Here is a 20,302-nt window from a genome sequence, read left to right on the forward strand (position 1 = left end):
GGGTTGCATCTGCAACCCGGCGCCCCTTCGGTGTCGAAAACCTTCAGGCACTGGGCCCGGTCGTCAAACCTGGTGTCACCAGCCGCGCTCTGCGAGGCGGTGTCCAACCGGCAGGTCGTCGACGTTGATGCCGACCATTGCCTCGCCGAGTCCGCGCGAGACCTTGGCGAGCACGTCCGGGTCGTCGTAGAACGTGGTGGCCTTGACGATGGCCTCGGCGCGCTGCTTCGGGTTGCCGGACTTGAAGATGCCCGATCCGACGAACACGCCCTCGGCGCCGAGCTGCATCATCATCGCAGCGTCTGCCGGGGTGGCGATGCCGCCGGCGGTGAACATGGTGACCGGCAGCTTGCCGGCCTTGGCGACCTCGACGACCAGTTCGTACGGGGCCTGCAGTTCCTTGGCAGCGACGTACAGTTCGTCTTCGCTCAGCGACGTCAACCGACGGATCTCGCCGCGGATGGTGCGCATGTGGGTGGTGGCGTTGGAGACGTCTCCGGTGCCGGCTTCACCCTTCGAGCGGATCATGGCGGCACCTTCGTTGATGCGACGCAGCGCTTCGCCGAGGTTGGTGGCGCCACAGACGAAGGGAGCGGTGAACTTCCACTTGTCGATGTGGTTGGCGTAGTCGGCCGGGGTCAGGACCTCGGACTCGTCGATGTAGTCCACGCCGAGGCTCTGCAGGATCTGCGCTTCGACGAAGTGACCGATGCGTGCCTTTGCCATGACGGGAATGCTGACGGTGGAGATGATGCTGTCGATCATGTCCGGGTCGCTCATGCGCGAGACGCCGCCCTGTGCGCGAATGTCCGCGGGGACCCGCTCGAGTGCCATGACGGCGACGGCGCCTGCGTCTTCGGCGATCTTGGCCTGCTCAGCGGTGACAACGTCCATGATCACACCGCCCTTGAGCATTTCAGCCATGCCGCGCTTGACGCGTGCGGTGCCGATGGCGGTGGTGGGGGCAGAGTCGGGGGTGCTCACAGCAAACTCCTGCAGTAGTGGCGTGACAAAAGAAACGAGGCACGGCGAACACACGAGTTCATTCGCACGGAGGCCTCTGCCAGAACTCTAGGACCAACCGGCCTTCGATTCCGTATCCAATTTGCCATTGCTGGCCTTAAATGGCCGCGGCACCTGATCTGCCGAATGGATCAGCGGATGGAGCGCACTTCCGGATCCTCGGTACCGTCCGCAATCGTCGCCGCTTCCACCAGGAGGTTTGCCAGATCCAACGGGTAGACGGGCTCACCGGACTTGGCCAGTCGGCGGATCTCGTCGGCACTGCACCAGCGATGGCCCGTAATCGCGCGCTGCTCCAATTCCGTATGGCCTTGGAAGACCGGCTCGAAGCCGTGAGTGCGCGTTGCGAAGAACAGCTCTTCCGAACGGATCAGCTCACCGTCGAACGGGAAAATCGCCACACGACGCCAGAGCGGACCTCGCAGATCCTCCGAAGCCACGACAAATCCGGTTTCCTCCTCGATCTCACGAACGGCAGCGGCCCGCAGATGTTCACCGCGTTCGAGCCCGCCGCCGACGGTGAACCAGAAGTACGTGTTCGGGATCTGAGGATCGTGCCCGCGCAGCAGCAGCACCCGATCGTCCTCGTCCAGCATCACCACACGGGCGGAGGTCCGCGACGTATCGACGGTGATGCCCTCGGGCACCGCGGCCGCGGTGGTGCGCTCGGAGATCTCGAAATACTGAGGCAGCGGCGCAGTTCCACCGAGGTGAAGCCAGCGAACAAGTCGACGCGTACGGAGTGCAAGGGTGTCTCGCACCGCGTCGTTGTGGAACCGTCTGGCGATCAGAACCCGCGCTTCGGCGTCGGCCAGCTCGGCCACCAGTTGAGGTCGCAGCGACGTCGTGCCGTAGGCGGCTAGAGCGTTGGACAACCGGTTCTCCGCGAGTTCCCGGTCTTGCCGGTCTGCCCGTTCAGCGGCGTCCGCCAAGGTGACGAATCTGCGAGCGTCGTCGGCGCTCATGTCCACGGCCGCCGCGCGGACCACCGCTGCACGGCGGGACAGCGCCGCATCGAGCGCCAACCAGGACTGATCCGAACGCACATGCAGCCGATCGAGTCGATTCGCCGTCCCATAGGCCCACAGCCCGACGACCAAGACGACGGCGGCGACAAGTCCGAGAATGAAGATCGTCAGAGCGGAAAAGGTCATGACCCCACCACACGAACGCCGGTGCCGCCGACCGTGACGGTCTCGTAAACACGCAGGATCTGCTCGGCAACGACCGGCCAGTCGTATTCGGCGACAACACTTGTAGCGGTGTTGACCAGAGCACGGCGTCGGTCCGGATCGCCGAGAACGGAATCGATTGCCTCGGCCAGGGCATCGGAGTTCCCGATGGGGACCAGCAAGCCGGCCTGGCCGTCGCGAAGAACACGACGGAAGGCGTCCAACTCACTCGCGACGACGGCGGTACCAGCCGCCATGGCCTCGACCAGCACGATCCCGAAGCTCTCGCCGCCGAGGTTGGGCGCGCAGTAGACATCCGCGCTGCGAAGTGCCGACGCTTTCTCCTCGTCGCTGACCTGCCCGAGCAGTCGGAGATGCTTGAAGTACTTGCCCGCCTCTTTACGGAGTTTTTCCTCGTCGCCGCGCCCGACCACGATCACTTCGAGATCAGGATGACGCTCGACCAACTCCGGTAGTGCACCGAGGAGGACGGCCATTCCCTTGCGCGGTTCGTCGTAGCGCCCGAGGAACAGAATGGTTCCACCCTCGCGCGGATAGCCGGGCAACATGTCGGCCTCGGCAAACGCTGCGACGTCGACGCCGTTGGGTATTTCGACCGCGTCGGATCCGAGGGACTCGACCTGCCAACGACGCGCCAACTCCGAGACTGCGATCCGGCCACTGATCTTCTCGAGATACGGCGCCAGGACACCCTGAAATGTGCTCAGCACCAAAGACTTCGTGGTCGACGTGTGGAAGGTGGCCACGATCGGGCCTTCCGCGATACGCAACGCGAGCATGGACAGACTCGGCGCATTGGGTTCGTGGATGTGCAGAACGTCGAAGTCACCTTCCGCGATGAACTTGCGGAGGCGGGCATTCGCCGTCGGGCCGAAGGACAACCGCGCAACAGAACCGTTGTAAGGAATCGCGACGGCTTTACCAGCGGAGACCACAAAATCCGGCAACTCGTCATCGTCGGACGACGGCGCAAGGACGCTCACCTTGTGGCCGCGTTCGATCAGCACCTCGGCCAGATCCACCACGTGCGCCTGCACCCCGCCGGGGACGTCGAAGGAGTACGGGCAGATCATGCCGATTTTCATTCACCCTCCATGCGGGCGAGCCGCGATTCGGAGAGATCCGAGCGCCACAGCGGCTGAAGCATGTGCCAGTCAGCGGGGTGCTCTGCGATGTTGACCGCGAATCGGTCGGCCAGTGCCTGCGTGGCCGGGCCGACGCCGCCGGAAACGTCGATCGGCGGGTCGATCTTGAAACCCCACCCGTCGGGAGTGAACCAGCAGTGGACCGGTAGAAGCGGCGCTCCGGTGTCGATCGCGAGCTTCGCCGGGCCTGCCGGCATGCGTGTGGGTTCTCCGAAGAACGTGACGGGAACACCCTTCTTCGCCAGATCGCGCTCCCCCAACAGGCACACGATCTTGTTCTCACGCAGATGCTTGGAAAGTTCGACGAACGGAGGATGCTCTCCGCCGCTGAGCGGGAAGATCTCGAAGCCGAGACTCTCGCGATATTCGACGAACCGTTCGTACAGGGATTCGGGTTTGAGACGCTCGGCCACCGAGGTCAATCCACCCCACTGCTGAACGCACCACACGCCGGCCATGTCCCAGTTGCCACTGTGGGGCAGCGCCAGCACTGCGCCATGACCTGCCGCCATCGCTTTTTCCAGATATTCCTGGCCCTCGACCAGCGCATGCAATGCTTTACCGGTGGCGACCAGGTCCATCGACGGTAGACGGAACGCCTCACGCCAGTACCGGGCATACGAGCGCATCGAATCCTTGATCAGCTGATCCGGGACTTCCTCCGGTGTCGTCGCCAGAACTCTCGCGAGGTTCTTCCTGAGTTGTTCGGGTCCGCCTTTGCGGACCGCGAAATCCGCTCCGGCGTCGAACAGCTTGACCGCCACCGATTCCGGCAGGCTTCGGACCAGACGCCAACCCGCGGCGTATCCCAGATCGGTTGCACGCTCGGCAAAACTCATTGCTCTGCCTCGCCGTCGGTGTTCGACTCACCTTCGACCGTTGATGCGGCCGGGGCGATCGACAGAAGTTCCCGAGCGCCAGGTGAATTGCGGACCGCGAGCACTCGCTGGAAGACAGTGACGATACTTCCGGCGGCAAGTACCCACATCGCGATGTGGATTGCCCACGGTAGACCCATGCCCGTAAGGCCCGATCCGACCAACACGATGATCAGCCGGTCCGGACGCTCGATCCAACCACCGTCGGCGGTCAGCCCGCTCGCCTCGGCGCGTGCCTTCGCGTACGAGATGACCTGCGAGGTGACGAGGCAGATGAGCGTCGCCACGAGAAGCCACTTGCTGTTCTCGTGGTAGACCGCCCACCACGCAAGGCCGGCAAAAATCGCACCGTCGGCCACGCGATCACAGGTGGCGTCCAGGACGGCCCCGTAACGCGTTCCACCACCGCGGGCGCGGGCCATGGCGCCGTCGAGCATGTCGAACATGACGAAGAACCAAATGAACATGGTTCCCCAGAACAGGTGTCCGGACGGAAACAGAGTCACCGCCCCGGCGACACTCGCCACCGTGCCGATTACCGTCACCGCGTCTGGCGTCAGGCCGGTCTTGACCAGCGCCTTCCCCATAGGTGCCGTCACCTTGGACACCGATTCGCGTCCGAAGAAGCTCAACACCGCAGGAAACCTCCCCGTCGTGAGTTCCGGATTGGAACTCGTCGCAGCAAAGCATCCTGCCATGAAGCCGGACGCATCGATCTATTGTTGCCAGGCACCGGCGAGTAGTCCCCTGGTCTCCCGCAGCAGTTGCGGCATCACCTTCACCCCACCGAGCACGGTGATGAAGTTGGCGTCGCCACCCCAGCGGGGCACTACGTGTTGGTGAAGGTGCTCGGACAGCGAACCGCCCGCAGCGGCACCGAGATTCAGGCCGACGTTGAATCCGTGAGGATTCGACACACTCTTGATCACCCGCAGCGCACGCTGGGTGAACGCCATCAACTCGGCGCTCTCCTCCGGCGTCAGATCTTCGAGAGCCGCGACCTTGCGATACGGAACCACCATGAGATGCCCGGGGTTGTACGGGTACAGGTTCAGAACCGCGTAGACATGCTCACCGCGGGCGACGATGAGCCCTTCTTCGTCCGACATCTTCGGGATGTCGATGAACGGCTCACCCGTCGTACCCGGGGTGTTGGGCGCCTCGGTGATGTACGACATCCGATGCGGCGACCAAATGCGCTGCAAATGGTCAGGGTCACCGACGCCGTGGTCGATCAGCGAACCTGGTCCCTCGTCACCGGGGGCGCTCACTGCGCCACGCTTGGCTGCACCAGTTCGGCTGTCGGCGAGGCATTCTCGCGACGGCTGATCCACTCGGTGATGATCCGGACGGCGTCGTCGACGGGAATTCCGTTGATCTGGGTTCCGTCGCGGAAGCGGAAACTGACCGCGCCGGCTTCCACGTCACGCTCACCCGCCAGGAGCATGAACGGGACCTTCTGCGTGGTGTGGTTGCGGATCTTCTTCTGCATGCGGTCGTCACTGAAGTCGACCTCGGCGCGCACACCGGCAGCCTTGAGCTTCTTCGTGACGTCGAACAGGTGATCGGCGAATGCCTCGGCCACGGGGATTCCGACGACCTGCACCGGTGCCAGCCATGCCGGGAAAGCGCCGGCGTAGTGCTCGGTGAGGACACCGAAGAACCGTTCGATCGAGCCGAACAGAGCGCGGTGGATCATGACCGGACGAGTCTTGACGCCGTCGTTGCCGGTGTATTCGAGCTCGAACCGCTCGGGCAGGTTGAAGTCGAGCTGGATGGTCGACATCTGCCAGGTGCGGCCGAGTGCGTCCTTGACCTGAACGGAGATCTTGGGACCGTAGAACGCGGCTCCACCCGGGTCCGGGACCAGAGTCAGGCCGGAGGCTTCGCCGACCTCGGCGAGCGTTGCGGTCGCCTCTTCCCAGACGTCGTCGCTACCGACGAACTTGTCCGGGTTCTTGGTGGACAGCTCGAGGTAGAAGTCGTCGAGGCCGTAGTCCTTGAGCAAGTTCAGTACGAACTGCAGCGTGGTGGTCAGCTCATCGCGCATCTGCTCACGGGTGCAGTAGATGTGAGCGTCGTCCTGAGTCATGCCGCGCACACGGGTCAAACCGTGGATGACGCCGGACTTCTCGTAGCGGTAGACCGAGCCGAACTCGAAGAGCCGCAACGGCAATTCACGGTACGAACGTCCGCGCGCACGGAAGATCAGATTGTGCATCGGGCAGTTCATCGGCTTGAGGTAGTAGTCCTGGCCCGGCTTACGCACGGTGCCGTCCTCATTGAGTTCCTCGTCGACGTGCATCGCCGGGAACATGCCGTCGCGGTACCAGTCGAGGTGACCGGAGACCTCGTACAGATGGCCCTTGGTGATGTGCGGAGTGTTGACGAACTCGTAGCCGGCCTCGATGTGGCGGCTGCGGGAGTAATTCTCCATCTCGGTACGGATGATGCCGCCCTTGGGATGGAAGACCGGCAGACCGGAGCCGAGTTCGTCGGGGAAGCTGAAGAGGTCCAGTTCGGTACCGAGCTTGCGGTGATCACGACGCTCGGCCTCGGCGAGCAACTCGAGGTACTCGTCCTGAGCCTCGGTGGACTCCCACGCGGTGCCGTAGACACGCTGAAGATCGGCGTTGTCCTGATTTCCGCGCCAGTACGCGGCGGAGCTACGCGTCAGCTTGAACGCCGGGATGTGCTTGGTGGTCGGAATATGCGGACCGCGGCACAGATCGGACCAGATCTTGTCGCCGGTACGAGGATCGAGATTGTCGTAGATGGTCAGCTCGTTGCCACCCACCTCCATGATCTCGGGATCGTCGATTCCGGACTTGTCGTCGATGAGTTCGAGCTTGAAAGGCTCGCCGGCCAACTCGACCCGGGCGTCCTCGATCGAATCGACCACTCGACGCGAGAAGCGCTGCGATCCCTTGATGATCTGCTTCATACGCTTTTCGAGCTTGGTCAGATCTTCCGGAGTGAACGGACGATCCACCGCGAAGTCGTAGTAGAAGCCGTCCTTGATCGGCGGCCCGATGCCCAGCTTCGCATCGGGGAATTCCTTCTGGACCGCCTGAGCGAGGACGTGGGCCGCGGAGTGTCGGATGACGCTGCGACCGTCTTCGGTGGATGCCGCGACCGGCTCGACGTCGACATCGACCTCAGGAGTCCACGACAGATCCTTGAGCGTTCCCTCGCCGTCCCGCACGACGACGATCACGTCGGGCCCCTTCGTGGGGTATCCGGCTTCACGCACTGCAGTCCCGGCGGTCGTCCCCGCGGGCACCCGAAGTGGGGCGGCTGAGTGCTCTGGCGCGGGACTGGTCACGGCGATGTGCTCCTAAGGTATTGCGACAAGTAAGACAGGCGTCGCACCCACTGCGAGCACGCGCACGATCATGTTATCGGCCCTACCGACATGTCGAGACAACCGAGTGAAGGAAACCGACCTCGTTCAGCTCACAGTGGCGACTCGAGCCACGAGTAGTCCAGCCCTACCCATGTCCCGATCAGGCCGAAGGTGCCGAGCACCCACAAAGTCGCCAGGACGAACACTGTGGTGAACAGAACGCCCAACCCTTTGACGAACAGCGACTGCTTGCCGAACCATTCCATGAACCTGTCGTACCGAGCCTTCGCGAAATGAAGGAGTCTATGAGCCCAGGCGAACTCCGACGCCAAGATGCCCAGGCCGGCGAACACAATGAGCCATCCGGGGCCGGGGTACGGAATAGCTATGACACCTGCGGCGAGCACGATCACGCCGACGACTCCGACGCCGATGCGGTACGCAAGATTGAGGGTGGGGCGCGCGGCGATTCCAGCACGCCACCGCTCCCAGCGGGACTCAGCGTCTTGGAAGACGGACAGGTCTGAATCATCGACGGCAGCATCGACCTTTTCGGTACTCAAGTCGGTCACCTTTTCGGTCGCGAAATGTCTCTTCGACCAGGCTACCGAAATCGTCGCCCGGCGACCTGCGACGACGGTCTGCATGCCGAAACGACCGTGCCATCGAACAGCTGTGCTCTCAAACGACTGTGCTCTCAAACGACTGTGCTCTCAAACGACTGTGCTCTCAAACGACTGAAGGCGTCCCCGATAATCGGGAACGCCTTCAATGTTTTCTGTGGTCCCGGCTGGGATCGAACCAGCGACCTTCCGCGTGTGAAGCGGACGCTCTCCCACTGAGCCACGGGACCGTAAGTCATCCGAACGCATGCGCTCGAACGAGTTGGAACATTAACACGGCTGCGCGATGAATACGAATCACCAGGTTGGCATTCGTTTTGCTCCAGGCGACCCCGAAATCTACGAATTCGAGCTGATTTCAGACCGTATTCATCGCCGAGACGGACAGTTGCAACGCGCGCGACGGGCCGATTCGACTCCGAACACGCCACTGAGCTGGTGATTTGTGTGTATCCGACACGGTCGGCTAATGTTTCCAACGCACCGAGGAGAGCGAGCAGCTCCCCAAGCAACACGGTGCGATGCGGACGTGGCGCAGCTGGTAGCGCACAACCTTGCCAAGGTTGGGGTCGCGGGTTCGAATCCCGTCGTCCGCTCGAGAGGTGTGACTCAACCTTTTACGGTGGAGTGGCCGAGTGGTGAGGCAACGGCCTGCAAAGCCGTGCACACGGGTTCGATTCCCGTCTCCACCTCGCGCGATTAGCTCAGCGGGAGAGCGCTTCCCTGACACGGAAGAGGTCACTGGTTCAATCCCAGTATCGCGCACCACGTCAGGCCTTCGGGCCTGATGGTCAAGGCCTGCTTGCAGGTCTGATAAGTTAGAAAAGTACTGAGTTCCGGTAACGGAGTTCATTGCTCATGCGGACGTGGCGCAGCTGGTAGCGCACAACCTTGCCAAGGTTGGGGTCGCGGGTTCGAATCCCGTCGTCCGCTCCATTTTTCTCCAGAACCCGCGCGATTAGCTCAGCGGGAGAGCGCTTCCCTGACACGGAAGAGGTCACTGGTTCAATCCCAGTATCGCGCACCATTTGAGAATGCAAGAAGCCGGAACCTCAGGGTTCCGGCTTCTTGCGTTTGAGCACCGAAAACACTAACCGCAGTACTGACGCAAGCCCCCTGGGGAATCCGCGTCAGCGCTGCGTTTGAAGTAGCTGATCAGGGTGATGGAGCTGATCAGTGAGAGAAGCGGTTCGCTGCCGAGGTCATCGCGCGCAACGAGGACTCCGTGGACGACTCCGCAATACCCATCGCCCAGCTCCGACGTCCGTCGCACTCGGTGAAGATGAACGTCGCAGTGCGGTGACCAATCTGGTGCTGGTGGAAAGACAGGATCTCGAGCGAGATTCCCGCGTCGTGCAGCATCGAGGTCATAGCCGAGATCGCGCCGGTCGAGGTGGCGGACGCTTTCTGGATGCGCTCCCCCAGACCGAGAGTCGCTTCGAAGGTCCACCGACCCGGTGCAATCTTTTCGGATGACCACGCGCCCAGACGGACCGGGCCGCTCATAGCCGCGTACGTGGACTCGAACTCGGTCCAGGACATCGCAGAGCATTCTGCACGCAGGCCGGCAGGCAGAGATTTTCCGTGGCGCGCCGCGAAAGGATCAGCAGCCGTAGAAGAGGAATCAGAAGCGAAGGCGAAGTTGTAAGTCATGATCGTGGTCTTCCTGGAATGAAGTGGAGGACCAACTGGTAGCAAGACGACCCGCAGCGAGGGGTCGGTCCGATTCAGACCCCGCTACGGCGGCTTACTACGAGAATTCGCTTCATGAGAGAAGAGGCTAGGCGGCCTGATTCCATAAAGCAACCCTGACCGCCTCCGCACAGCAACCCAGACCGCTTACGCACAGGTCAGACCTGAGCCGCCTTGTGGTCGGCGATCAAAGCGCGGTACCACTCGAACGAGGACTTCGGTGTGCGCTTCTGAGTGTCGAAATCGACGTGCACCAGGCCGAATCGCTCCTTGTATCCAGCGGCCCATTCGAAGTTGTCGAGAAGCGACCACACAAAATAACCGCGGACGTCGACGCCGTCGTCGATGGCCGACCGGAGGGCGCGAAGGTGCGCATCGTGATAATCGATTCGTGCTTCGTCCTCGACGATCCCCGCGGCATCCGGCGAGTCGTGGAAAGAACATCCGCTTTCCGTGATGTAGATCGGCGGCAGTGCATCACCGAAGCGCGCGTGGAACGTCCGCAAGATCTCGCCCAGTCCTTCCGGAACGATCGGCCACCCGAAATCGGTTGTGGGATAACCAGTTATCGCGACAGGAGCAAAGGGCAGGCCTGGCGGTAGGTCGACCTCGAGCACGCCCTCGGTCCCCTGACCTTCCACTGGAGCGGCAATCATCGTCGGCTCGTAGTAATTGATCCCGTACCAGTCGAGCGGCGCCCCGATGATTTTCAAGTCCTCCTCGACAGGGCCGCTGAGCAGCTGTGCAAATTCGTCTGCGGGGTACTTTCCGACCAATACCGGGTCGGCGAACATCCAATTGACGACGTGTTCATAGATGTCGGCAGCCATCACGTCTTCCGGGGAATCCGAAGCTGCCCGCACCGGAGCATGATTGGAGGCGATTCCGATGTTCGTACACCCGGTTGACCGAAGCGCTTCGACAGCGAGGCCGTGCCCGAGCAGCTGGTGATGCGCGGCCTGGAAGGCCTCGAACCCCAAGGCCAGTCCCGGGGCGTGAACTCCCAAAGCATGCCCGTAGAGCGTGTGCACTACCGGTTCGTTGAGCGGCATCCACATTCCGACGCGATCCGACAGTCGCTCACCGACAACCTGCGCGTACTCCCCCAGTCGATACGAGGTGTCGCGGTTCATCCAGCCGCCCTGCTCCTGCAAGGCGAGGGGCAGATCCCAGTGAAAGAGCGTGACAGCGGGGGTAATTCCGACCGAACACAGTCGATCGATCAATCGGTCGTAGAAGTCGAGCCCTTTCGCGTTCACCGTCCCCGATCCGGTGGGGAGTATTCGCGACCAGGACAGCGAGAGCCGATAGGCGTCGAGCCCGAGCTGTGTCATCAGTTCGATGTCCGATTCCCAGCGGTGATAATGATCGGCAGCGACCGTCCCGGTGTCGCCCCCGACGACTACACCGGGACGGTCACAGAACTCGTCCCAGATCGACGGTCCGCGACCGTCTTCGGCCACAGCTCCCTCGATTTGATAGGCCGCAGTAGCGGTTCCCCAGACGAAGGAAGACGGAAATTCTGGTGTCGGCTGCCGAGTCATGTCGGTCAGTTAATCAAAGAACCGTGCAAAACACGCAGCTTTGTTGGACACTCGACCAGTATCAAGATCCAGTACCGTTCGGCCTAACCGAACGAACGAGACAAAGGCCCTGCTTGATGACGGATAACACCCGCACCCTGACGAGGGCCCGGATCGCCACTTCGGTGGCCTTCGGACTTCAAGGATTTCTGCTCGCCGCCATTCTGACGCAGCTTCCGCAGTACAAGGACTTGTTCGAGCTGAGCGAGACGCTGGTTGTGGTTGCGGTTGTCACTGTGTCCGTCATCGCCGGCCTCGGCAGCGTGCTCGCCGAGATGCTGGCGGTACGGACGTCGAGCAAGATGACTCTGCGAACCGGACTCGCCGTCATCGCAGTCTTCGGCGGGGCAACGGGTATTGCGCCCAACGCGGCCATGTTCTTCGTCTTCCTGGCGATCTACGGCATCGGACTCGGCATGGTCGACGCGGCCGCCAACATGCAGGCGGTCTCGATCCAACACGCCAAGGGCCGGTTCATCCTCTCCTCGTTCCATGCTTCCTGGAGCGTCGGAGCGATTGTCGGCGCTCTCTTCATCTCGGCAACCGCAGGTCTCGACATTTCGATCCGCGTGACGCAGGTGATCGCGGGAGTTGTTGTCGGACTGATGCTTCTGGCCTTCGGCCCGCAACTGCTGGATCGGTCCGAGTCTCCGGTTGCCGATGCAAACATCACGAGCACCGCGAAGTTCACCGTCCCTACCCGCGCCTTCGTCCTCCTCGGCGTCGCGATGGCTTTGTTCTACGCGGTCGACTTCAGCGTCGGAAACTGGTCGACTCTCTACGTCAAGGACGAACTGCTCGCCGACGCCGGTACCGCTGCCCTGTCCGTGGCGGCGTACCAAATCGCCGCACTGATCGCGCGACTGACCGGCGACTACTGGGTCGGGAAGTTCGGTGAGACTACCGTCGTGCGGATCGGCTCTCTCATCGGCGTAGTCGGTATGACAGTCGTTGTGCTCGCGCAATCTCCCGCCGTTGCCATCGCCGGTTTCCTCATCGTCGGGCTCGGCGTACCGGTGATCGCTCCGATCTGCTTCAGCGCCGCCGGCCGGATGGCGCCCCCGGATCAGGTCGACGCGGTGATCGCACGCATCAACCTCTTCAACTACGTCGGCACCGTGGTCGGTGGTGGCATCGTCGGCGCAGTCGCTGCCTTCAGTGACCTTCGCATCGGGTTCCTGATTCCGCTGGCGTTCTGCGCGATCTTGATAGTTCTTGCTCCCGCCTTCGCGCCGAAACGAGCCACAAGTCCGGTCACCGAGAACGCCGCTTGAGCATTGCGCCCATGGAAAGTGGTGTACTTGATCGACCGAATTGTGTGCGCGAGAGGTAGAAACTGACGTGACGATCACCGTTGACCGGGCCGGAATCTGGGATTCCGAAGCAATCGCCGACGTTGCAGCGGTGACATTTCCATTGGCGTGTCCGCCGGACGCGTCGGACGACGACATCAGCGCCTTCATCGACAACGTTCTCTCCGTCGACAAGTTCTCCGAGTACCTCACCGATCCGACGCGAACCGTTCTCAAGGTCATTCGCGACAATTCGATCGTCGGCTACGCGATGCTTGTCGACGATGAGCCCTCCGACCCGGACGTCAAAGCTGCTGTGACTCTCCGCCCGACGACAGAACTGAGCAAGTTGTACGTGCTTCCGGGTAATCACGGGACCGGCGCGGCAGCATCCTTGATGGACGCCGTCGTCGACCACGCACGACGCAGTGGAAGTGCCGGAATCTGGCTTGGTGTCAATCAGGAGAATCTGCGTGCCCAGAAGTTCTACGCCAAGCACGGTTTCACCCAGGTCGGCACGAAGACTTTCCTCGTGGGCGCACAACTCCACCACGATTTCGTGATGGAGCGCCCCGTCAGCTGACGGGCGTGCCGATCAGCCGGCCGCGACCTCGAAACGAGAAAGTGCGAGCAGCCGCGAGGTCGCGCGCAGGTACTTCTTCTTGTACCCGCCGGCGAGCATCTCGGGAGTGAAGATCTCGTCGAGGCGTGCGCCGGAGACGGTGACCGGGATGCTCGCGTCGTACAAGCGGTCGGCGAGAACCACGATGCGCAGTGCAACCGACTGATCCGTTGCGGGGTGGACGCCGTCGATGAAGACGGCCTTCACACCCTCGACCAGCTTGTTGTACCGCGACGGATGCAGAGTGCTGAGGTGCTTGCACAGCTCGTCGAAGTTGTCGAGCGTGGCGCCGTCGATGGCGTCGGCCCGAGAAACCAATTCCTCCGACGAGATGGGCTCCGGCGCGGGCGGAAGGTCACGGTGACGGTAGTCAGGGCCGTCGACGCGAATCGTCTCGAAGATCGAGCCGAGCTTCTTGATCTCGCGCAGGAAGTCCTGCGCGGCGAAGCGACCCTCACCGAGCTGACCGGGAAGCGTGTTCGACGTCGCGACGATGGACACGCCGCGCGCGGAAAGCTCCGAGAGGAGGCGGGAGACGAGCATGGTGTCGCCCGGATCGTCGAGCTCGAATTCGTCAATGCAGAGAACGCTGTGGTCGGCGAGCGCTTCGACAGCCTTGTTGAAGCCGAGAGCGCCGACGACGTGTGTCAGCTCGACGAAGGTTCCGAACGCCTTCGGCGACGGAACGCTGTGGAAGATCGATGCCAGCAAGTGCGTCTTACCGACACCGAATCCACCGTCGAGGTACAGGCCGGCGCCGGTCGCCTGGGTCTTCTTGCCGAACAATCCACGGCGTCCACCACTACGGATTTTGGTGACGCGCTTGGAGAATTCCTCGGCCTTGGCGACAGCGGCTGCCTGGCTCGGTTCCTTCGGATCAGGAATGTAGGACGCAAAACTCACCTCGTCGAACATTGCGGGAGGCACCATTTGAGCTACCAGTTGATCGGCGGGTACCACCGGGCTGCGATCGACAAGACGTTCATGCATCCGTCAAGGGTATCTACGTGATGTGATCTCTCATGTGCACCGTATGGATATTGCGACCTACTTCACACCAGGCCACGAAGACGAGCTCCGCAGCCTGTATGCCTATCCGGAGAATCTCTCGCAACCCTGGATGCGCGTGAACTTCGTTTCCAGCATCGACGGGTGCGTCTCCGTCGACGGGGTGAGCGGCGGACTGGGCACACCTGCAGACAAGTCGGTTTTCGGGATCTTGCGCGAACTCTGTGACGTCGTCGTGGTCGGCGCAGGCACAGCGCGAGCCGAGAACTACGGGGGTGTGCAGATCTCGGACGCAGCCCGGGCCCGACGCACGGCCGGCGGCCTTGCTCCGGTGCCACCGATCCTGGTCGTCTCGGCGCACGCGTCGATCGACCCCGGAAGCCGACTCCTTCGCGATACCGAAGTTCCACCGATCCTTGTCGTGGGTCGCGACGCGGACTCCGCGGCAATTTCGGCGCTGAGATCCGCCGGAGCGCAGGTGGAGGTGACGGACTCGCCGAACGTCACCAGCGGCGACATCGACAGGGCTTTGTCGGTTCGCAAACTCCGTCGCGTGCTGTGCGAGGGCGGCCCGTCACTTTTCGGCCAGTTGATCGAGGACAATGCCGTCGACGAACTCTGCATCACCACGTCACCTCAAATGGTGGGTAGCAAAGTCGGCCGAATCTCACTCTCCCCCAACGCAATGCCCACAGCCATGCGTCCCGCGCACATCCTCGGCGATTCGGACGGCACGATCCTCACTCGATGGGTTCGTCACCAGCCACATCGGTGAACCTGGCACTCTGGTCGGCATGCGCAGAGTTGCTTTGATGGCCGTCGTCCTCGCGACGTGTTGTGCGTGCGGCGCCGGACCGTCGCTTCGGCCCGCCGTCGCGGTCGAAGGCCGCACCGACGGCAGCCCTGCCCAGAGCGAGGGCCCGTCGCCCGATGCGCCGCCGGCTGTCCCTGGCGTCCCGACCGACGACCTACCGTGGCGAGACTGCACCGGCACGTCACTCGCAGACCAGGCTCTCGCAGCGTCGAGCGCCGGAGTCATCCTCGAATGCGCAGAATTCAGTGCCCCCATCGACGTGACCGGCGCCATCGACGGCAACTTCACGGCCGGGTTGACCCGCGCTCGTACGTCGTCGACGCCTGCCGACGCATACCCGATCGTGTTCACATCCGGCACCGATCGTTCGTCGGGAAACTCGCTCGCCATGCTCGCCGCATCCGGCTTGAACACGGTTCTCGCCGAACATCCCGTGGTTGCCCTCGATCGCCGCGGAATCGACAGGTCCACCGCAATCGACTGCATGACGCCGGAAATTCGGCGCGGACTTCACGATCTGGGCCAATTCGACTCGGACACCACCGGTGACGCCGCCGATGCGGTCGCGGCCCTCGGTCACGACGCCACCATTGCCTGCACGGACTACCTCGACCCCCAGGAACTGAAGTTCGGCGCCGACTCCGCAGCCGAGGACATCGACGCGTTGCGCACACGGTGGGGCGTCGAGACCATCGCTCTGTGGTCAGCAGGGTCCGGCTCGGACATAGCGCTGAGCTATGCGGCAGCCCACCCGAACAACCTCGCGAGATTGATCCTCGATTCTCCCGCTCCTGTGGCCACTGACGCTGCCACCGAAGCCGAGAGCCGCGTGCAGGGCGAGGAAGCGGCATTGACCGCGTTCGCTCAGCGATGCGTGGCGCTGGGGTGCTCGCTCGGACCGGATCCGAAAAAAGCGGTCACCGACTTGATGGAACGCGCTCGGGCCGATGAATTCCAACCACTGTCCGCCGCAGCAGTGTCTAACGCGATTTCGGCAAGCCTGTGGACAGCCGGAACCAATCGTGAGCAAGAGACCCGCTCACTCGCCGACGCTCTGACCGCGCTCGGTACCGGAAATGCTTCACCGATTCGAGAGCGCGCCGCCCGGGCGGAGAACGATGTGGATGGCGACGGCCAGTTCATCGGACGATGCACAGACGGTATGCAGTGGCCGGGGATCGGGCGTGCGCGTGAGCTTGCGGACACGTGGGGCACCAACTATCCGGTATTCGGTCGAGAAGCCGCGCTCGGATTGCTCGCATGCGCCAGCTGGCCGTCGACCGCCAACTCTCCCCTGCCAAATCAGTTGAAGCCCCCAGTCCTCGTGCTGAGCGGTCAGGGTGACCCGGCCGTCGGGAACTCCGGACTCTCGACCGTCACCGGCGTCGTGACTAACGCAGGGTCGCGCTTCGCAACCCTGGACTGGCAGGGTGCGGGTCATCCCGCGGCGCAGTCGACGTGCGCTCAACAGGCGATGCGCCTCTACCTCAGCGACGCCTCCCTGCCCAGCAACGGAAGCGTGTGCCCGGCCTGACTCGGGCGCTTGTCCACCACGACCGAAAAGGGGTGCATCCCCCGATCACACCCTGCTCCGGTGTACCGTGCCGAAGTGTTCCTTCGACAGCTCGAGCCGCGTACCGGGCGGACAACCCAACAAGTCGTCAACTTCGTTTTGTGGCCGATCGCCGTGATGACCGTGCTCAATCGTGTCATCGTCACAGCAGTCAACGGCGCCATCACCGATGACTTCCGACCGGTCTACAACGCCGCACTGGCGTTCTGGAACGGGCGTGACGTCTACACCGCAGATTTCAACTCGGTAGACCCCCATTACCTCTACCCACCATCGGGTTCGTTGTTGATGGCGCCCCTGGCCATCCTCGATCCCGAGCGTTCGCGGTGGCTGTTCATCGGTGTCAATGCCGTCGCCATCCTCGTGGCCCTCTACCTGCTGTTGCGCCTGTTCGACCTGACGATCAGTTCCATTGCCGCGCCGATTCTCGTGCTCGGCGCTTTCATGTCGGAGACGGTCACCAACACATTGGTGTTCACCAACATCAACGGGCTCGTACTGCTCGGCGAAATTGCCTTCCTCCTGCTGCTGATGCGCAAGAAGGATCTGTGGGCCGGCGCCGCGATCGGGCTCACCATCGCAGTGAAACCCACGCTCGCGCCGCTGCTCCTGCTGCCACTCGTTCGCGGCCAGTGGAAGGTGTTCGTCACCGCCCTGGGCATCCCGTTCATTCTCACCGTCGTGGCGTGGCCACTGGCGTCGGATCCGATGGACTTCGTCCGCCGCACCGTGCCGTACCTTCTCGAATCGCGTGACTACTTCAACAGTTCGATTGTCGGAAACGGCGCCTACTTCGGTCTGCCCGAATGGTTGATCCTGCTGCTGCGCGTCGTGTTGGCCGCCATGGTTGCCGTCTCTCTGTGGCTTCTGTACCGCTACTACCGCAACGACGAACTCTTCTTCCTCACCACCGCAACCGGTGTGATCATGACCGCATCGTTCCTGCTGCCCTCGCTCGGTCAGATGTACTACTCGATGATGCTGCTCCCGCTCCTGATGTCCGTGGTGCTCAAGAACTCGGTCATGCGGAACTGGCCGGCCTGGCTCGCCGTCTACGGCTTCATGACTTTCGACAGCTGGTGGTCGAACCGCTGGCCAACCTTCGGCCGGGCTGCCGAATACACCAAGAGCACCCTCGGCTGGAGCCTCCTGCTGATCGTGATCTTCTGTGTCCTCGGATACCGGTATCTGGTCGCGCGTCGCGAAGGCCGCTTGGATCGCGGAATCGATCCCGCCTACCTCCTCGATCTCCCGCTCGCAGCCGTCTCACCTGCCGGCGAAGCCGAAACGGCGACAAAGCATTAGCGTGGAGGCATGAGTTCTTCACACGATGGCATCGACAGCACACCTGAGGTCACGTACACCGAGAGCGAGTGGCGCGAAAAATTGACGCCGGAGGAGTTCGCGGTTCTGCGGCAAGCCGGCACCGAACGGCCCGGCGTGGGCGAATACACCGACACCACCACCGAAGGTGTGTACTCCTGCCGCGCGTGCGGCGCCGAGCTGTTCCGCAGCACGGAGAAATTCGAATCACATTGCGGGTGGCCGTCGTTCTTCGATCCCGCAAACTCCGACGCCGTCATCCTGAAGGAAGACGTGAGCCTCGGGATGCGCCGCGTCGAGGTGATCTGCAAGAAGTGCCACAGCCACCTGGGCCACGTCTTCGAGGGTGAGGGATACCCGACGCCGACCGATCAGCGGTACTGCATCAACTCGATCTCGCTGGTTCTCAAGCCTGCTGAGTAAGCAGTCCGTGGGCTACCCCCCGTGGTACGGGAGTAGCCCACGGTTCGAGACTTCGACTCAGAAGTCCCAGTTCAGCGCAGTCGGGTTCAGACCGGCCGCATTCAGGTCTTCGTTGCGAGCGACAAGACCGTCTTTGACGGACCCGGTCCCGCCACCGATCGCGCCGGAAGTGATGTCCGTCAGTGAGGCGTCGCCGCCCGTGACCTCCTTCGTCACGATCGCAGCGGACGCTCCCGAGACCGCGTCGTCGAAGGCGCCTCGCGCGATCTCCTGCAACCTCGAACCGGTCGGAAGCGGGTTCGGGTCCGGCCCGACACGATCCGGCGTCGTCTTCAATCCTGCGTTCGCGAGCCCCTTGATGAAACCGTCGCGCCCTTCGGTCACGACCTTGCCACCGTCGATCGACTGGCGGTGATCCATCGACATCTGGCCCAGTTGAATGGCGAGACCGGAGAAGACGGCTGCCGCAGCTTCCACTGCCGCAGCCTCGATCACTCGTATCAACAATTGCTGCAACAACATTCGGACCGTGAGGGTTGTTGCCACCTCAGCCGCCACGACCCCGGCGGTACTGACACCCAACGTCGGGACAGCGGCCGCCACCATGGCGGCAATTTCGAGCGCCAGTGCGCTCAGCGCCGCGAGGATCGACAGTTTGGTGTACTCGATGTCCGTGCCCGTATCGGTGCACGACTGGCCCAGTTCGGCTGCAGCAGAGGACAACCGCTCGAAGACCTCCGCAACTCCGCCGGCCTCCGACCAGTACCGAGACAACGAGTCGCCGGCTTGACCGTCGATCGATGCAAGTACGGCCTGCAATCCGTAACCACCGGCAGCAGCCGAAGCCTCGATTTGATCAGCCGCACCTGACCAGGCATCACCTAATCGCCACAGTGCCGTTTCGTCTCCTTGCGGCCAGTCGCTGCCTACCGCGACCGACGCAACCGCCTGTAACCAGCCCGGAATCTCGAGTCCCATCAGAGCCCACCCGCCATGTCGTCGGCGAGCGAGGAGTCGATCGATTCGAAACGATCGGCGATCTCGATCAGCGTGGCGGTCAATTCGCGCAGCGCGCCCGCGACCAGCGACATCCCACCGACCGCTGACGCCGAACCGGGAACATATGCGCCCGAGAATGTGGTTCCGAACTGGTCACCTCCCCAGCAACCCTCTTCGGCGGCGACCACTGCGTCGAGAGCGCTCCGAGCCTCGTCGAGATCGGCAGCGACCACCGCGAAGGCTGGTGCAGCACTCTTCATCGCGGCCACGTCCACACCTAGTTCAGACATTGCCGGAGCTCCTCAGAACGGTGCGGTCCCAGTGTTCGTCGCCGGTGACCGGTGTGGAGCTCGGACGAGGCTCGAGAATCTCGCGCAATCCGAGCACACCCGGAACCAGGTCCGGCAAGTCGATTGTGGCCGCCTCCGTGAACGGCTTCGTCATCTCGGCAACCTGTCGGCGCATGTCTTCTGCCGCAGAGGTGGCCGTATCCAGAATCAGATTCCCCAACGCTGCCGGCGAATGCTTGCCGTAAGAACTCCCCGAGAGGGTAACTCCCACAATTGCCCCCGAAGCGTCCACGACGATTTCCACGCAGCCGTCACTCGAACGCGCGCTCGCCCTGGATCGAGCGATCCTCTCCTGCAAGTCCGCCAGCGATCGCGTCCGCTCCAACAGAACGTCCTGCATCGAATCGATCTGGGCCCGAAGAACTTCGACTTGCCCCCGCATCGAACCAACATCCGCTGCACTCACGATGGCCCC

Annotated in this window: 20 protein-coding genes and 6 tRNA genes; 11 read left to right on the forward strand and 15 right to left on the reverse strand. The window is 62.8% G+C overall.

The annotated features are described in order from the left end of the window. Positions 1 to 75: 75 nt before the first annotated feature. The 9 genes from pdxS to ACWF6P_RS27090 form a co-directional block, all read right to left on the reverse strand. Positions 76 to 984 carry a pyridoxal 5'-phosphate synthase lyase subunit PdxS gene (pdxS, locus tag ACWF6P_RS27050; RefSeq protein ID WP_003943338.1) on the reverse strand — a complete coding sequence of 303 codons (909 nt, stop codon included), beginning with the start codon at positions 982 to 984 and terminating at the stop codon, positions 76 to 78. Positions 985 to 1,154: 170 nt separating this feature from the next. After that, on the reverse strand, positions 1,155 to 2,177 hold the full coding sequence (locus ACWF6P_RS27055) for an NUDIX hydrolase (RefSeq protein WP_452623125.1): 1,023 nt from the start codon (positions 2,175 to 2,177) through the stop codon (positions 1,155 to 1,157). Then, a complete protein-coding gene (locus tag ACWF6P_RS27060; RefSeq protein ID WP_378533293.1) occupies positions 2,174 to 3,301 on the reverse strand; it encodes a glycosyltransferase family 4 protein in 1,128 nt (375 codons plus the stop codon). Before ACWF6P_RS27060 ends, ACWF6P_RS27055 begins: the two co-directional genes overlap by 4 nt. Then, on the reverse strand, positions 3,298 to 4,200 hold the full coding sequence (locus tag ACWF6P_RS27065; RefSeq protein ID WP_452623126.1) for a phosphatidylinositol mannoside acyltransferase: 903 nt from the start codon (positions 4,198 to 4,200) through the stop codon (positions 3,298 to 3,300). Before ACWF6P_RS27065 ends, ACWF6P_RS27060 begins: the two co-directional genes overlap by 4 nt. Further along, complete coding sequence (gene pgsA, locus ACWF6P_RS27070; RefSeq protein ID WP_452623127.1) at positions 4,197 to 4,874, reverse strand: phosphatidylinositol phosphate synthase; 678 nt, start codon at positions 4,872 to 4,874, stop codon at positions 4,197 to 4,199. Before pgsA ends, ACWF6P_RS27065 begins: the two co-directional genes overlap by 4 nt. 81 nt (positions 4,875 to 4,955) lie before the next feature. After that, positions 4,956 to 5,510, reverse strand: coding sequence for an HIT family protein (locus tag ACWF6P_RS27075; protein ID WP_264614478.1), 555 nt, complete (start codon positions 5,508 to 5,510; stop codon positions 4,956 to 4,958). Continuing rightward, positions 5,507 to 7,564 (reverse strand): threonine--tRNA ligase, encoded by a 2,058-nt coding sequence (thrS, locus tag ACWF6P_RS27080; protein WP_452623128.1) that lies wholly within the window; start codon positions 7,562 to 7,564, stop codon positions 5,507 to 5,509. Before thrS ends, ACWF6P_RS27075 begins: the two co-directional genes overlap by 4 nt. Before the next feature lie 131 nt (positions 7,565 to 7,695). Then, positions 7,696 to 8,106, reverse strand: coding sequence for a TIGR02611 family protein (locus ACWF6P_RS27085; RefSeq protein WP_378446114.1), 411 nt, complete (start codon positions 8,104 to 8,106; stop codon positions 7,696 to 7,698). 260 nt (positions 8,107 to 8,366) lie between these two features. Then, positions 8,367 to 8,438 (reverse strand) — tRNA-Val (locus tag ACWF6P_RS27090). 293 nt (positions 8,439 to 8,731) lie between these two features. Here ACWF6P_RS27090 and ACWF6P_RS27095 point away from each other — a divergent pair. The 5 genes from ACWF6P_RS27095 (at position 8,732) to ACWF6P_RS27115 (ending at position 9,235) form a co-directional block, all read left to right on the forward strand. Then, a tRNA-Gly gene (locus ACWF6P_RS27095) sits at positions 8,732 to 8,804 on the forward strand. Positions 8,805 to 8,829: 25 nt separating this feature from the next. Next, positions 8,830 to 8,900, forward strand: a tRNA-Cys gene (locus tag ACWF6P_RS27100). Position 8,901: 1 nt separating this feature from the next. Then, positions 8,902 to 8,976: transfer RNA gene (locus tag ACWF6P_RS27105), tRNA-Val, on the forward strand. A gap of 92 nt (positions 8,977 to 9,068) precedes the next feature. Next, positions 9,069 to 9,144, forward strand: a tRNA-Gly gene (locus ACWF6P_RS27110). 16 nt (positions 9,145 to 9,160) lie between these two features. Further along, positions 9,161 to 9,235 (forward strand) — tRNA-Val (locus tag ACWF6P_RS27115). A 146-nt stretch (positions 9,236 to 9,381) separates the two neighbouring features. On the opposite strand, the gene ACWF6P_RS27120 is transcribed toward ACWF6P_RS27115, so the two are convergent. Both ACWF6P_RS27120 and ACWF6P_RS27125 read right to left on the reverse strand, forming a co-directional pair. After that, positions 9,382 to 9,861, reverse strand: coding sequence for an alpha-isopropylmalate synthase regulatory domain-containing protein (locus ACWF6P_RS27120; RefSeq protein ID WP_452623129.1), 480 nt, complete (start codon positions 9,859 to 9,861; stop codon positions 9,382 to 9,384). A 197-nt stretch (positions 9,862 to 10,058) separates the two neighbouring features. Then, the gene (locus tag ACWF6P_RS27125) at positions 10,059 to 11,444 is read right to left on the reverse strand and encodes a GH1 family beta-glucosidase (protein ID WP_452623130.1); all 1,386 of its coding nucleotides are present in this window, start codon (positions 11,442 to 11,444) and stop codon (positions 10,059 to 10,061) included. A 116-nt stretch (positions 11,445 to 11,560) separates the two neighbouring features. Here ACWF6P_RS27125 and ACWF6P_RS27130 point away from each other — a divergent pair, with 116 nt between their 5' ends. Together ACWF6P_RS27130 and ACWF6P_RS27135 are read left to right on the forward strand one after the other, a co-directional pair. Further along, complete coding sequence (locus ACWF6P_RS27130) at positions 11,561 to 12,757, forward strand: MFS transporter (protein ID WP_452623131.1); 1,197 nt, start codon at positions 11,561 to 11,563, stop codon at positions 12,755 to 12,757. A 67-nt stretch (positions 12,758 to 12,824) separates the two neighbouring features. Continuing rightward, positions 12,825 to 13,358, forward strand: a complete 534-nt coding sequence (locus ACWF6P_RS27135; RefSeq protein WP_452623132.1) for a GNAT family N-acetyltransferase — start codon at positions 12,825 to 12,827, stop codon at positions 13,356 to 13,358. Between the two features lie 12 nt (positions 13,359 to 13,370). On the opposite strand, the gene zapE is transcribed toward ACWF6P_RS27135, so the two are convergent. Beyond that, the gene (zapE, locus tag ACWF6P_RS27140) at positions 13,371 to 14,387 is read right to left on the reverse strand and encodes a cell division protein ZapE (RefSeq protein ID WP_003942629.1); all 1,017 of its coding nucleotides are present in this window, start codon (positions 14,385 to 14,387) and stop codon (positions 13,371 to 13,373) included. Between the two features lie 43 nt (positions 14,388 to 14,430). On the opposite strand from zapE, the gene ACWF6P_RS27145 reads away from it, so the two are divergent. Genes ACWF6P_RS27145 through msrB form a run of 4 tightly spaced genes read left to right on the forward strand, consistent with a single transcriptional unit; the run spans position 14,431 to position 18,538 of the window. Continuing rightward, positions 14,431 to 15,180 (forward strand): pyrimidine reductase family protein, encoded by a 750-nt coding sequence (locus ACWF6P_RS27145; protein ID WP_452623133.1) that lies wholly within the window; start codon positions 14,431 to 14,433, stop codon positions 15,178 to 15,180. A gap of 19 nt (positions 15,181 to 15,199) precedes the next feature. Continuing rightward, positions 15,200 to 16,753, forward strand: coding sequence for an alpha/beta fold hydrolase (locus ACWF6P_RS27150; RefSeq protein ID WP_452623134.1), 1,554 nt, complete (start codon positions 15,200 to 15,202; stop codon positions 16,751 to 16,753). Between the two features lie 60 nt (positions 16,754 to 16,813). Then, positions 16,814 to 18,097 carry a glycosyltransferase family 87 protein gene (locus ACWF6P_RS27155; protein WP_452623135.1) on the forward strand — a complete coding sequence of 428 codons (1,284 nt, stop codon included), beginning with the start codon at positions 16,814 to 16,816 and terminating at the stop codon, positions 18,095 to 18,097. A 9-nt stretch (positions 18,098 to 18,106) separates the two neighbouring features. Next, entirely contained in the window at positions 18,107 to 18,538 is a 432-nt protein-coding gene (msrB, locus tag ACWF6P_RS27160; RefSeq protein WP_378533315.1) for a peptide-methionine (R)-S-oxide reductase MsrB, read from the forward strand. A 57-nt stretch (positions 18,539 to 18,595) separates the two neighbouring features. On the opposite strand, the gene ACWF6P_RS27165 is transcribed toward msrB, so the two are convergent. Genes ACWF6P_RS27165 through ACWF6P_RS27175 form a run of 3 tightly spaced genes read right to left on the reverse strand, consistent with a single transcriptional unit; the run spans position 18,596 to position 20,293 of the window. Then, positions 18,596 to 19,516, reverse strand: coding sequence for a WXG100-like domain-containing protein (locus tag ACWF6P_RS27165; RefSeq protein ID WP_452623136.1), 921 nt, complete (start codon positions 19,514 to 19,516; stop codon positions 18,596 to 18,598). Continuing rightward, the gene (locus ACWF6P_RS27170) at positions 19,516 to 19,827 is read right to left on the reverse strand and encodes a hypothetical protein (protein ID WP_452623137.1); all 312 of its coding nucleotides are present in this window, start codon (positions 19,825 to 19,827) and stop codon (positions 19,516 to 19,518) included. Before ACWF6P_RS27170 ends, ACWF6P_RS27165 begins: the two co-directional genes overlap by 1 nt. Next, positions 19,820 to 20,293 carry a YbaB/EbfC family nucleoid-associated protein gene (locus ACWF6P_RS27175; protein WP_452623138.1) on the reverse strand — a complete coding sequence of 158 codons (474 nt, stop codon included), beginning with the start codon at positions 20,291 to 20,293 and terminating at the stop codon, positions 19,820 to 19,822. Before ACWF6P_RS27175 ends, ACWF6P_RS27170 begins: the two co-directional genes overlap by 8 nt. Positions 20,294 to 20,302 lie beyond the last annotated feature (9 nt).

Source organism: Rhodococcus sp. NPDC055024 (assembly GCF_053608585.1).